This window comes from Hyalangium ruber (genome assembly GCF_034259325.1).
GTDB lineage: Bacteria > Myxococcota > Myxococcia > Myxococcales > Myxococcaceae > Hyalangium_A > Hyalangium_A rubrum.
Map to the genome: position 1 here is coordinate 61147 of NZ_JAXIVS010000005.1, position 12928 is coordinate 74074.

A 12928-nucleotide genomic window follows, 5' to 3' on the forward strand; every position below is an offset into this window, starting at 1 on the left:
GCGGCGCAGGTGTTATGAGCATCCGCATGCTGAAGACCCACCCTCCCCGTCCCAGTGCCGTCCTTGTCGGTGTACAGCTCCCCGGCGTCTCGGACGCGGAGCACGCCGCGGACCTCGCGGAGCTCGGCCGGCTGGTGAAGACGCTGGGCTACGACGCGGTGGCCACCGTGAGCCAGCGCCGCGAGGGGCTGGCTTCCGGGACGGTGCTAGGCACCGGCAAGCTCAAGGAGCTGGCGCAGCTCACCGGCGGCAGCGGCGTCATCGCCTCTGGCGCTCAGGACCGGACCTCGAAGGCGCGCGAGCGCTGGGAGGCCGCGGACGCCTCCGAGGAGCCCGAGGAGCCCCAGGACGAGGAGGCCGCACCACCCTCGGAGGACACCCCGGGCGAGGAGGCACGGCGTCCCACGGCAGTCGTGGTGGACCACGAGCTCTCTCCGAGCCAGCTGCGCAACCTGGAGAAGGCCACCGGGGCGCAGGTGCTGGACCGCACCGGCGTCATCGTGGACATCTTCCACCGTCACGCGCGCAGCCACGAGGCGCGCATGCAGGTGGAGATCGCCCGGCTCAACTACCTCGCGCCCCGCCTGCGCGAGTCCACCGGAGGAAGGGAGCGGCAGCAGGGCCGCGGCGCCGGAGACTCCGCCGTGGAGCTCGACCGCCGGAAGATCCGCGACCGCCTCGCCGAGCTGCGCGAGGGACTCGCCGCCATCCAGAAGGACCAGGACCAGCGCCGCTACGCGCGTCGCGACCAGTTGCGCGTGGCGTTGGTCGGCTACACCAACGCGGGCAAGTCCTCGCTGATGCGCGCCCTGACCGGCAGCGAGGTGCTGGTGGCCGACCAGCTCTTCGCCACCCTCGACACCACGGTGCGGGCCCTGCAACCCGAGAGCCGTCCACGCGTGCTCGTCTCGGACACGGTGGGCTTCATCAAGAAGCTGCCGCACGATCTCGTCGCCTCCTTCCGCTCCACGCTCGACGAGGCGCTCGAGGCTTCGCTGCTGCTGTACGTGGTGGATGCGTCCGATCCCACCTGGGACGCGCAACTGGAGGTCACCCGCACGGTGCTGCGAGAGATCGGTGCGGACACCGTCCCGAGCCAGCTCCTCTTCAACAAGGTGGACCGGCTGGATGCGGCGGCTCAGGAGGCCCTGCGCTCGCGCCACCCGGAGGCGCTGCTGCTCTCCGCGCACCGGCCGGAGGACGTGGGGCTCCTGCGCGAGCACATCCTGCGCGCCTTCGCGGCCTCGATGGTCGATGCGGATCTGGTGATTCCCTACGCCTCGCAGTCGCGCATCAGCGAGGTGTACGAGCACACGACGGTGCTCTCCGAGGCCTTCGATGAGAGCGGTCGCAAGCTCCGCGTGCGCGGCCTGCCCGGTGCCATCGCGCGCCTCACGCAGGCTTTCGGAGCCTGAGCGACGCAGCAGCCTGCCGCCCCCCCGGAGGCATGTGGAAGCCCTGAGCGTGTCTACCCCTCAAGCGCCCGCCGCTCGCACCCATCAGCTCAACTCGATCGCCGTGTCGAGACGGGGCACGGCGAACTCATACCGATCAAGGGTGGGTGATCTCCTGGATTTGCACCCTACCATCGCCAGCACCCGCGCAGCGCGCCACGAGCTGGTCCGTCACCGTGCCGCGCGCCCGCCGATCACCGGGAAGCGTTCGTAGGCCCGCTTGAGCGCGTCCAAGTGGGCGGGGTTGTCGAGATCAAGCGGAGCATCCGTGAGCTGCACAACCCACCCTCCCGATGCCGTGGGCCGCGCCCGCGTGAGCAACTCGGCATCGCGAGCAGGATCCGGGAACCCGATGGCCTTCGCGGCAGCGGCAGACCAATAGTTCAGCCACCCCAGGTGACGCGGAATCTCAGGTGCGGGGATTGCCTCTGGGAACTTGAGTGCAGGCAAGCCCCGTGGTGGCTTTTCAGGCCCATAGAGCTTCGGGCCTGTTTGGTCCGCAATGACCTGCATCATGGGTGACAGGGCTATGAGGCCCCACTGTGCGCGGACGCCCTCCGCTACGTGCTCTAGCACATCTGCTGCTGCCGCGACGACGGCCGCGCCCTGCGGCAGCTTCGCATGGACCTGAAGCTGTGGCTGGCCCCCTGAACTCGTACTCGCGGGTCGGCGCCGCCCTGAAATCATCACCGGATAGCTCTCGTCACCATTGCAAACGAGAGGGAATTCCCCACGTGCAGCTGCCTCAGCAAGCCATACGTCGCGCTGCGGTAGCTCGATGAGCTGCCCTTCTTTTGAGACTTCCCACGCCAATCGCAAGCCGGGAAGCGCCCTCTCCATACCTTCAATGGCAGCGAGCGAGCGGCCATCGTCGCCCATGAGAACTGAAGCGTAGACGTTCAGTACGAACCGAGTTCGAGTGGTCATCGTTCACACCCGGTGACGGCGATATCAAAGCTGTCGTCTACCTCCAGCAGCGCGGCTTTGTGTGCCTCGGTGCTCACCCCAATGACGAAGCCATATCCACAGACCCGCGCAATGCTGCGCTCTTCCTCAAACTCTCTTATTTGGTCCCTGATCACCTGCTCCTGGAGGAAGTCACTGTACGTGTCAAATTGATAGGTCTTGATCTCCCACAGCACACGTACGCCGACTTGCAGCGCATCAAAGCGCTTGCCGCCGACGAGCACGTCCATGCCGGGATAGCGGTTCGGCGGAAACTTATCGGCGCACTCGTTATGTGGATCATCTTTGCCTGCGTGCGGGACCGGGACGGGCCTGCACTCCGGGCTGCGAGGAGTGGATTCTGTCGGCACTGGGGGGAAGATGTCTCCGGAGCGCGACCCCTCTGGCTTCGGCGCTTGGTTCGCTGACGGTTCCTTGGCGGTCCGCGTTTGAGCCTTGGGCTTCGCGCGCTCGCGGGATGCGTTCCGTTGATAAGCATCAATCCCCTCTTGGATGGCGGCTGCCACCACCACCGCGCCAATAACGATCACAGCACCGACGACGATTTCGGGTGCCGCAAAGACACAGAGGGCCACGGCTGCGGGAGCTGCTGCACCCGCGTAGGCGACAGCGCATCTTCGGGTGACATCCCGAAACCTGACCCTGTCGCGATCGAGAGCGTGAAAGCACCTCTCCGCCAGGATAGGCCATTCGTTGGAGGCGTCTCGCACCACGCACTGCCCGTCATCCGTCCAGGGGTACAGCGCCGCACGCTGAAGATTGGTCAGTCTCGGGCTCGTGGCCTCCGGCTCTCCCGGGCTCGGATCCATCGTTACGCAGGCTGAGAGCAGGAACAGGAGTGCGATGCACGTTCGGTGCGGCATGGCCGCGTCCTTTCAATCAGGCGGGGGGCTATGGGTCAAGGCTCGTCCCTCCTGGAGTATGCCAGCCGTCATGGGCGCAACCGTGCCCGAAGCTCGGGGCCGGGTGGAGTTTCAAAGCTCTCGCAGCGAGGGGCCAAGTTTTCCGATTTCGGGGAATGCGCACCAGAGGCCCGGGAGAGCGCGGCGCAGCAGATCGACCGGCCTGTGCCCCAGCACGACGCCGCACCGGCCAGAGACGCCGGAGGGGACACTGAGGGCACATGGGGGACGGGCGGGAAAAGAAAAACCCAGCAACCCTTGAGGGATTGCTGGGCTTTCTCTAGCGAAGAGTACGGGACTTGAACCCGTGGACGAGGAGTACCCTAAACCCGCGACGGCACACGCCTTTCGCTGAATCTTTCGCTGAATCGTGAGTGAATCTGGGTACTTCGAGTCCACGGGCCAGTCCCGCCAGTCCCGCTGGTCACCCGGAGTCTCCTCCAGTCTAGGAGACATTTTGGAGACGAAGCCCGGGGCTCACTGAGCCACTCTATTTGCGAGGCGAGAGGGACTGGAACCTGCGCCCCTCTCGCTCGCCGTTGGCTCGCGAGCGGATGACTCTCGACCAATTGATTAGAGCACCGATTTAATGGAGGGTACGGTGGGTGAAGCGGATGACTACAACCGATCCCCATACCGGTAGAGCTGGTCGTTCTGTGTCGCGACAAACCAGTTTGACGTCAGGAACGTGACGTCGAACGAATCGGTCGCACCACTCGAAGTCTTGATGGTGACCCATACCTTATTCTGATTTGGGTATGACACCCACGTGCCTGTCCAGAACCCTCCAGCACGGACAGTGCCATCCAACTGAAAGACCCATGGCGTCGGGTGCGGCGAGTCTTTGGTCATCGTCGCATCCCTCAGCACGCCGACACTCCACCAAGTGTTGTTGACGAGGGCGGGATCTACCGCATAGGCGTTGGATGCGATGCTCGTCAGCACCAACGTCAACACAACGTAGAGCTTTCTCATTTTCTAGACTCCCGATGGAGGACACCACGGATCACCGATTAGGAAAATGTTGCTCCGCATCAGGAGTAGCAAGATCACCCAGCCAGTTTTCTCATACTTGTAGTGGTGCTGGCTGTCCTTCAGCTGGCTGGCGAAGGCACAGAAGCAGGCGGGGCCCCGGTGACACGAGCGCTCCACATCCTTCGGCACACATTCTGTTCGCAGCTGGCGATGCGAGGGGCGCCCGCCAAGGCCATCCAAGAACTGGCCGGACACAAGAACCTCTCCACTACCCAGCGGTACATGCACCTGAGCCCGGCAGCCAAGGACGCGGCGATCAGCCTGCTGGATGAGGCCGCCTCCCAGATTTCTGGAGACATCCTGGAGACGAAGATCGCGCCGATGGAGAAGCCCAGGGGCTGAAAAGACGAAGGGCCTGGAATCCTTGAGGTTTCCCTCTCGATTCCAGGCCCCTCTATTGGCGAGGAGTACGGGACTTGAACCCGTGGCCCTCCCCTACCCGCCTCTTCCACAGAGCACGGGGTTTAGCGGGCCTCGGCCAACGCGTAGAGCAGGTCCACGTAGAACTTCTCGATCGCCGCCAGCCCGGCGATCTTGGAGCCCGCGACTGGCTCGATCAGCATGTACTCGTCAGGCCCATGCGCCCCGGAGCCGTGGCCGATACCGCCCGCCACCAGCGGCAGCTTCAGCCGCTCCGTGAAGATGTAATACGGCGCGCTCCCCCCCAGTCGCGGCGCCACGCTCGGGGTGATGCCGTATTTGTTGTAGGCGCTGATCGCCGCCTGGACGATCGATGAGGAGACCGACGTCTGCGCCGGCGGGTAGCCGCTCAACAGCCGCGTCTCCACGTCCGTGAACCCCTGCGCATCCAGGTGCGCGCGGATGAGCCGCAGCGACTCCTCCGGCGTCTGGTCCGGCACCAGCCGCGAGTCGAGCTTCGCAGTCGCCTTGTGCGGCAGGATCGTCTTCATCCCCGGGCCCGTGTAGCCCGCCCACATGCCGTCGATGTTGAGCGTGGTGTCGAACAGGTAGCGCAGCAGCGAATCATCACCGCTCATCCCGTCCACCCACTCCTGCACGCCCAGGCTCTGCCGCATCCCCGGCTCCCGAGCCCTCCACTCGGCGAGCATGCCGTTCACCAGGCGCTGCTCCTCCTCGTTCGGAGGACGGATCGGCGCGTAGTAGCCCGGCACGCGGATCGAGTTCCCATCCGGCGTGGTGAGGCTCGCCATCGCCTGCGTCAGCCGCCACACCGGCGAGTCCGTGATCGCCTTGAGCGAGCCGTGGACCTCCGACTTCATCGGTCCGCCCTGCGTGCTGCCACGCGCCTCCATCTCGAACGACAGGATCCCCTTCACGCCCATGAACATGGAGACGTCGCCCGACGGCCCCTGGCTGTTGAACGGGAAGAAGACCCCCGAGGCGCTCTTCAGCCGCTCGGCGTACTTGTCGATCACCTGCGGATAGTGCGGAGAGCCGAGCTCCTCCTCCCCTTCCGCCACCACCATCAGGTTCACCGGCAGCTTGCCGCGCGTGGCGATGATCGACTCCAGCGCGTTGAGGAAGGCGCGCTCCGGCCCCTTCTGGTTCGTCGCGCCGCGCGCCATCAGCACCTTGCCCAGCGCGTGGTCCACCAGCGCGCCGTCGAACGCGCCCACCTGCCAGCCCGTCGGCTCCACCGGCTGCACGTCGTACATCATGTAGACGACGAGGGTCTTCTCCGCCCCCGCGTCATAGAAACCCCACACGCCCGGGTGCCCATCCGTGGGCACCAGCTCCGCCTCCTTGAACCCCAGCTTGCGCAGGTCGTCCCGGAGCATCGTCGCCATCTCCTGAACGCCCTGGTTCTGCGCGCTCACCGAGGGCTGGCGTACCCACCGGCGCAGGTTCTCCAAGTGGCTGGCGAGGTTGGCGTCGATATGGGCGTACGTCTCGTCATGGCGCCCCGCGTACGCCGGGACCGCGGACGCATCGAACTTCTCTTTCGAGGTGAACTCGATGCGAGGCCGCTGGACCTCGGCGGCGGAAGAAGCGCCCGACGTCGCGCATCCCGCGAGCGACGTCGAGCCAAACAGGACAAGGGCAGAGAGCAGGCGGCGCATCATCTGGGGTCAGTCCTCCTCGGAGTCCTGGTTCTTGTAGGCGTTCTCCAGCAGCACCCAGAGGATCTTCACCCCCAGCTTGGGAAACTCCCGGGAGAGCTTCACCAGACTGGCGCGCGAGAAGCGCAGGGCCTCTCCCTCCGCCACCGCACGGCACGACAGCGGCGAGGGCACGGTGCCGGCCAGCGCGCGATCTCCGAAGAAGGTCGCCGCGCCCTGCTCGGTGCTGCTGCCATCCCGCGCGACCTCGACCCGGCCGCTGACCACGACCCAGAAGGCGTCCAGGTCGTCACCCTTCTTCACCAGCTCTTCCCCATCCTGGAAGACGCGCCGCTCGCCGGCCTGGAAGAGCGTCTTGAGCTCCGCCTCGTTCAGCTGGCCGAACAGGGAGGAGGTCTTCAGCGCCTCCATCCCCTCCATCATGTACAGCGGGTTGACCGCCAGTTCCGTCCGCTCGTTGTCGTCGCGCTGTCCCACGTGGCCTCCCGAAAAATTCCGTCCCCCCGACGGTATGAGGAAGGCCCGGGCCGGGCAACGACTGATGACGTGCCCAGCCCATTCTCCCGCTGCTCGCGCGCCTAGCGCGGCGCCATCTGCTTGAGGATGTTCACCGTCTCCGCCGCGGCGGCACTCGGCGTCAGGGCCGTATCGGCGATGCCGGAGACCACGCGGGTGATGTTGTGGTCCACCGCGCCCTCCTGTGCCCACGTGTCCACGCCCGGCGCGGTGATGTAGACGGAGTATGCGTGGTGCCCCGAGCCGGGCCGCTCGCCAATCACGTGCAGGATGGCGCGGCGCGAGTTCCGATCCGGCAACGCGCCGAAGAGGGTCTCGCCGATCCGGTAGCCGGCCCGCACGCGCCCGGCGCTGACGATGATGTGCTCGGGGGCGACCTTGAAGCCCACCGCCTCCAGATCCGAGCGCACCCGCTGCAGGTACGGCGCCAGGTGGCCCTCGTCCGTGAGCGCCCACGCGTTGAGCCCGTCGGAGATGACGATCTGCACGTCATACTGGCCCGCCTGGCTGTCGCGCAGGGAGCGCAGCCTGTCGAGCGAGCCCGCCGAGAGCTCCTCGCCCGTGGGCGGGTGGAGGATGTAGTCCTGGCGATCCTTGGACTCGGTGGCGACAGTGACCGCCTGGGCGATGGACGGCGCGAAGGTGGCGGGCAGCTCGGCGAAGATGCTCGCCTTGGCGTCCTCGTAGAGGAAGCGCACCTCGCGATCGAGGTCCGCGTTCAGGTCCCACGTGTTGGCGCCGTGGCCCTCGGCGATGAAGACGCCCCGCTTGCGCACCTCGGTCATCTGCGCGCGCGCCTCGGAGAGAATGTCCGCCTCCGAGCGCGTGTCTCCCTTCTTGCGGCGGTACTGCAGATACACCCAGGAGGGATCACCGAAGTGCGGCCCCGGCCGGCCCTCCGCGTCGACGACGCCCAGCTGCTGGAAGAAGGACCACATCCGGTCCTCGACCTTGTAGCCGAACTTGCTGCGGATGCGGACGTGGTCCTGGAACGCCGTGGTGAGGTAGCTCAGCATCGGATCGTTCTTCGTGGGCAGCGCCATCAGGTAGCCCGGGTTGGCCGGCATGATCTGATCCAGGCACCAGTCCAGATCGTCCAGCGTCACCTCCATGTGCAGCGTGGAGCACACGTCCAGGCCGATCATCAGCCCGTGCAGCTTGCCCATGACGATGTCCTCGAGGCAGCAGCGCACCAGCTGCTCCTTCGAGCGGAACACCTCCGGACCGATGAAGCCCGCCACGTCGTTGACGTGGACCCAGGGCCGAGCCGGCTTGCCCGCACCGAGCTGGGCCGTGGCCACCTTCTGCTTGAGCACGCGCGCGAAGCCGTACTTGCGCGACTCGTGTACCACCATGTCGAAGCCGTTGCCGTGGCCGTTGGTGCCGTCGGCGCCCTGCCCCGTCTCGAAGTAGAGCCCGTACTGTCCCGTGCGCTTGGAGGCGTGATCCAGCATCTTGGGGATCGTCACGTCGAACGTCTTGTTCGCGCCCTCGGTGCCGCCCAGGCTCTGGAACCAGAGCGCGGTCGAGCCCGGGGTCCGCGTCTCCACCTCGGCCTGGATGTCGATGTGAGACAGCACACAGTGCGGGAAGGTCTCCGCGAGATCGAACGTATCCAGCAGGTCCTTGAGCGCCAGCTCCACCGCCTGCACGGAGAACACGTCGCTCGAGACCGGGTTGGTGCCGAGCACCACGTCCCCGACGCCGAAAGCCCACCCGTCGAGCACCTGCCAGCGGATGTCTTCCACGTTGTCGGTGGGCGAGTTGGGCTGGATGCGCGCTCCCAGGTAGCCCTTGGCGCCGAGGTTGCTCCCGGGCAGCGGGTTGAAGACCTTGCGGCCCACGGCGATGAGCTCCTCGTTGCTCATGAGCTTGACGATGCAGCCGATGACGTCGCTGCTCAGCCCTCCCATGATGGCCTTGATCTCCGCCTCGCTCTTGTCGAGCAGGAAGCGCTTGAGCTCTCCCATCGTCCACGTGGACACCTGGGCCGCCTGGGAGGAGTCCACGCCCTGCTCGATGAGCTGGAAGAGGCCGTCGTCGAAGAGCGGGTGCGCGCGCAGGTCGCCGATGCGGGTGTTGGACAGCAGCGTGCGGGCGTTGACGCGGGACGTCTCATCCGCCGCGGCGAGCGCGGCGGCCTCGTCTCCCTCTTTGAAGGGGTTGGCCGCGCCGATGAGCTTGTTGAAGGTGGCCTGATCGAAGCCGCCACGCGTGCGGTCGAGGTACGCGAGGAGATCCTCCCCCGGCTTCACCTGGGGGATGTAGACGCCGGGAGGCGGTTCGGTGGGCTTCACCAGCGTGTCGTCACTGCAGGCCGCGGCGATCGCCGTGGCGCCCAGCAGCGCCGACATGAAGGTGCGACGGCGCATCATCACCGGCTGCCACGGATTTACCGGAGCGCGCTGGGGAGAGGTTCGCGAGCGCGCACCCTTGACGCGGCGCTGGGGGTGGAACGTCTTCATGGGATTGCCTCCGGAGGGACCGAGGAGAGGGACGACACGCGCTGGGGATGAGGTGCGGCCTCCCGCTCGGCTTCGAGGGCCACCTGGAAGGGCTCCAATTCTCGCGCCCGGACCGACATCGGCGCAAACCGGGTTTCCCCTTCGAGCAGGTCTGGCCAACCCGTCGGGTCTTGTCTCGGGTCAGGACTGGCCCGTCGCCCACGTAGTTGCTATAAATCGCCTGAAGCATTTCGAAGCATTTCGAAGCACCGCTGCTCAAGGCGTCCTACGGGAGGGATGATGCCTCTGAACATCGACGAGCTGGCGCAGCGGGCGGGGTTCCCGTCTCGTGACGCACTCGCCAAGCGGGTGCTCGAGCTGTGGGACGACCCCACCCAGAGCCACCGCAATATCGGCATCAAGTTGCTCGAGCTCCAGCGCGGCAAGCGCAGCTGGTGGCTGAAGCGCCCCGAGGCCGCCGAGGCCCTCGCCCACGCACTGGAAGTGGACCTCGCGGAACTTCAGCTCGCCCGGACCGCGGGCATCGGGCTCTTCGCGTTCGAGGACTTTCCTCGCGCCCGGCCGTTCGACCCCGAGCAGGAGACGCCCTGTTTACTGGGCAACGACGACTGGTTCGAGCCCCTGGGGCCGCGCTCGCGTTGGATTCATGCGCCTCCCGGCTCGGGGCGGAGCTTCACGGTCCACTACCACCACTATCGGTATGGGGCGCGCCTCGTCCACGCCTCCACGCTCTCCGAGGCCCTCGCGCAGCTCCCCCGCTCCGAGCCCGTGCTCATCGAGGTGGAGCGGGCCGAGGATGAGGATCAGGCAATCGAACAACAGCTCCTGGCTCGGGAGGACGCGGTGTTCGTCATCGCGCCCTTCCCCTGCTGGGCGATCCGCAATCCCCGTCGCCAGACGGGCGGCAGCGGCAAGGAGAGCCCCGACCCCGAGGGGCCGCAGTGGCCCGAGTATCGCTCCTGGCAGCCGCACGCTCAGTGGCGGACACGGTTCATCGAGTGGATCTCCCAGCGCGTCGATCCGGGCGCGCAGATCAACCCTCGGGAGCTCTCCGCCTGGGTGGAGCGAGAGGATCCCCAGGCGCGGCTCTTCACGACGCCCGGCGATCTGCTGCCCCTGTGTGCCTTCGCGCATGAGGCTGGCGGGAAGGCCTGGAAGCTCAAGGCACGGCGCGAGTTCACGGAGCCGTGGCTCAAGGGGCGCTTCTCCCGCGAGGAGGAGAGCCCCACGCCCAAGGAGCTCTGGCTTCGCTACCAGGGGCAGGAGGCGGTTCGCACCCTGGTCCACCGCTGGTTCCAGGGGATGGAGCCCTGGATCGCGCCGCTGCCCAAGGAGCGCTGGCTGGAGTTCCTTCCGGAGGCTCCGTTCGATCTCACGACCGTGAAGCGCCTCACGGAGGCGATGGTCACCCTCAAGTCGAAGAAGGAGCGCGCCCACAAGAGCTCGGAGCTGCTCGCGGCGCTCGGCACCACCCGTCGGGAAGATGCGTTCCTGCACCTTGTTTCCGCCCGGTTCTTCCAACCCCAGGGCAATGGCACCTGGAGCTTCCGGTTCGCATGGCTGGCCAGCCTGATGGCCAAGGATCTCGTGATGGAAGCGCTGCAAACGAGCTCGCCTGAGCAGTGGGGACACTGGATCGTGGGTCCCGGCCGCTGGGAGGTGATCGACGGGCTGCTCGATGAACTCAAGGAGCGGGAGCTGCTCGAGCTCGTGGGCCGAGCCGTCGCGGGCTTCCGCCTGTCCTCGCTGGGCTCCGTCGGCGCGGTGGAGGCACTGTTCGCCGCTCTCGGGCGTCGCCTGCGGACGGAGGGCGTTCGCCTGGATGCCGCGCGCGTCATGCCGCTGTGGAATCTCCAGCGCACCACGCTGGTGACTCGGATCGACGGCGGTGCCCCGGTGCCGCTCACCCGGCACAGCACCGCCACGTGGAAGACGCCGCCGCAGTGGCTGGAGGACTGTTGGGCCTGGAGCCTTCGGGTCGAGGCGTCTCCGCTCCTCGTGCCGGGGCTCGAGTGGCTCTATCCGGGCTGGACCCAGCCTTCGCTCAGCCGCCTTCCGGGATGGATGAACACGGTGACGCCGACGGCTGAGCTGTTCGCACTCGCTCCGGAGGTGGTCGCTCGCTGCCAGGGCACCTCGGTGCCTCCGCACCTGCCCGCCTTCTTGCTGCCGGCGTGCCTGCTGGTGGCCGAGGAGCGCGGATGGGCCCTGGAGGCCGAGCACTTGAGGGCCCTGACGCGCGAGCCTCAAGCCCTGAGCTGGCTCCTGGAGGCCTTGAACCAGCGCCCCGCCGAGATGCGCCAACGGATGGCGGCGCGGTTCTGGAAGCTCTGCCTGGCGACTCGACCGGACTTGTATACGCAGGAGAAGCCCGACTCGCCCCTGCGGCGCTTCATCGACGAGCACCTGACGGCCGAGGACTTCCGCTCGACGCTCTCGGACGCGCGCCTGCCGGAGCTCGCCGCCAACCTCCAGGCCGTGCCTCCGCGCCTGCGGAACGTCGTCCTCCGGGAGGTCCTCACGCGCCGGCCCGACATCACCGCGAGCAGCCTGTTCAAGGAGCGGGATGAGCTGGACGCGGAGTGCCTGGAGTTGCTGCTGCCCCACCACCGGTCCGCGAAGATCCTGACTCAGTCCTTCTGGAAGCGGTTCCCGCAGCGGGCGATGGAACTCACCCACGAGGCGGCACGGCGCGGGGATGAGCGGCTCCAGCAGTGGATCGAGTCGGCGCCTGTCGAGCTGTACCCCCAGCTCCTGGGGATCTTGGAGTCCTCGGCTTCGCTGCCGGCGTGGGCGCAGATGTGGCTCGTGCGCTGGCTGCCGCAAGCGGGCGCAATGGCGGATCGCGTCCACGCACTGTGGATGCGGACCGCTCAGGCGGCCTGAGACGGACCCTCGCGTCTGCGGCGACGCCACGCCGTGTACGAAGCCACCAGGGCGCCGGCCAGGGCACCGGCCAGCGCGCCCGCGGCCCGGCGAGACAGTCCTCCTCGGGATGGAGGCTCCATCCGGAACGTCTCCAGCGAGGCCTGCACCCGGGGCGCCAGTGACTCCCACTGGGCCGCAGGGGCACTCACCGTCACCACCGCGTGCCGCTCTTCCGAGGCCAGCCCTGCCACCAGGACCGTCCTCACCTGCCCCGCCTCCCGCAGCGTCCCGAGCACCTCCACGCGCGGGACCGGCCCCTTCACTCGCTCGACCCGCTCGGGGACCAGCGTCATCCCCAGCTCCTTGTCGAAGTGCCGCACCACCGCCGCTCCGAAGTCGTCCCGCTCGGAGGGGCTGGCCGAGAACGTCCGCTCGACCACCGCCACCAGCATCATCGCCGCCTCGGGCCCCTCCCCTTCGGACAACGCCGCCGAGAGCACTCGGGGTGCAGTGCTCTCCAGTGCCACCGCTCCCGCGCGTGTCCCCGCGTACGGCTCCTGTCGAACCATCCGGAAGCCCGCGGGCGGACGGAAGCTGTAGCCGTCCTTGCGCAGCTCGGAGCCGAGCGCACCCTGGACCAGCAAAAGCCCGGCCATCAGCGAGGTGAGAAGCATGGAGGG

Annotated in this window: 10 protein-coding genes; 3 read left to right on the forward strand and 7 right to left on the reverse strand. The window is 67.3% G+C overall.

Annotated elements, in window-relative coordinates; translation table 11 throughout:
- Positions 1 to 26 precede the first annotated feature (26 nt).
- The gene (hflX, locus tag SYV04_RS15825; protein WP_321546613.1) at positions 27 to 1415 is read left to right on the forward strand and encodes a GTPase HflX; all 1389 of its coding nucleotides are present in this window, start codon (positions 27 to 29) and stop codon (positions 1413 to 1415) included.
- Between the two features lie 210 nt (positions 1416 to 1625).
- Here the strand turns inward: hflX and SYV04_RS15830 are convergent, their stop codons facing one another.
- The 3 genes from SYV04_RS15830 to SYV04_RS15840 all read right to left on the reverse strand — a co-directional run bounded on the left by SYV04_RS15830 (position 1626) and on the right by SYV04_RS15840 (position 4297).
- Positions 1626 to 2381 (reverse strand): DUF5953 family protein, encoded by a 756-nt coding sequence (locus SYV04_RS15830; RefSeq protein ID WP_321546614.1) that lies wholly within the window; start codon positions 2379 to 2381, stop codon positions 1626 to 1628.
- Positions 2378 to 3283: a DUF6310 domain-containing protein gene (locus SYV04_RS15835; RefSeq protein WP_321546615.1), complete on the reverse strand. Its 906-nt coding sequence runs from the start codon at positions 3281 to 3283 to the stop codon at positions 2378 to 2380. The genes SYV04_RS15830 and SYV04_RS15835 overlap by 4 nt, the downstream gene beginning before the upstream one ends.
- A gap of 657 nt (positions 3284 to 3940) precedes the next feature.
- On the reverse strand, positions 3941 to 4297 hold the full coding sequence (locus SYV04_RS15840) for a hypothetical protein (RefSeq protein ID WP_321546616.1): 357 nt from the start codon (positions 4295 to 4297) through the stop codon (positions 3941 to 3943).
- A gap of 210 nt (positions 4298 to 4507) precedes the next feature.
- Here SYV04_RS15840 and SYV04_RS15845 point away from each other — a divergent pair, with 210 nt between their 5' ends.
- The gene (locus SYV04_RS15845; RefSeq protein ID WP_321546617.1) at positions 4508 to 4699 is read left to right on the forward strand and encodes a tyrosine-type recombinase/integrase; all 192 of its coding nucleotides are present in this window, start codon (positions 4508 to 4510) and stop codon (positions 4697 to 4699) included.
- Between the two features lie 122 nt (positions 4700 to 4821).
- On the opposite strand, the gene SYV04_RS15850 is transcribed toward SYV04_RS15845, so the two are convergent.
- From SYV04_RS15850 to eutB, 3 genes are all read right to left on the reverse strand, one after another.
- Complete coding sequence (locus SYV04_RS15850) at positions 4822 to 6402, reverse strand: M20/M25/M40 family metallo-hydrolase (RefSeq protein ID WP_321546618.1); 1581 nt, start codon at positions 6400 to 6402, stop codon at positions 4822 to 4824.
- Between the two features lie 6 nt (positions 6403 to 6408).
- Complete coding sequence (locus tag SYV04_RS15855; protein WP_321546619.1) at positions 6409 to 6876, reverse strand: cyclic nucleotide-binding domain-containing protein; 468 nt, start codon at positions 6874 to 6876, stop codon at positions 6409 to 6411.
- Positions 6877 to 6977: 101 nt separating this feature from the next.
- Positions 6978 to 9380 (reverse strand): ethanolamine ammonia-lyase subunit EutB, encoded by a 2403-nt coding sequence (eutB, locus tag SYV04_RS15860; protein WP_321546620.1) that lies wholly within the window; start codon positions 9378 to 9380, stop codon positions 6978 to 6980.
- Positions 9381 to 9656: 276 nt separating this feature from the next.
- Between eutB and SYV04_RS15865 the strand changes: the two genes are divergently transcribed.
- Complete coding sequence (locus SYV04_RS15865; RefSeq protein ID WP_321546621.1) at positions 9657 to 12266, forward strand: hypothetical protein; 2610 nt, start codon at positions 9657 to 9659, stop codon at positions 12264 to 12266.
- Here the strand turns inward: SYV04_RS15865 and SYV04_RS15870 are convergent.
- Entirely contained in the window at positions 12254 to 12922 is a 669-nt protein-coding gene (locus tag SYV04_RS15870; protein WP_321546622.1) for a hypothetical protein, read from the reverse strand. The two genes, SYV04_RS15865 and SYV04_RS15870, sit on opposite strands and share 13 nt — an antisense overlap.
- Between the last annotated feature and the right edge of the window lie 6 nt (positions 12923 to 12928).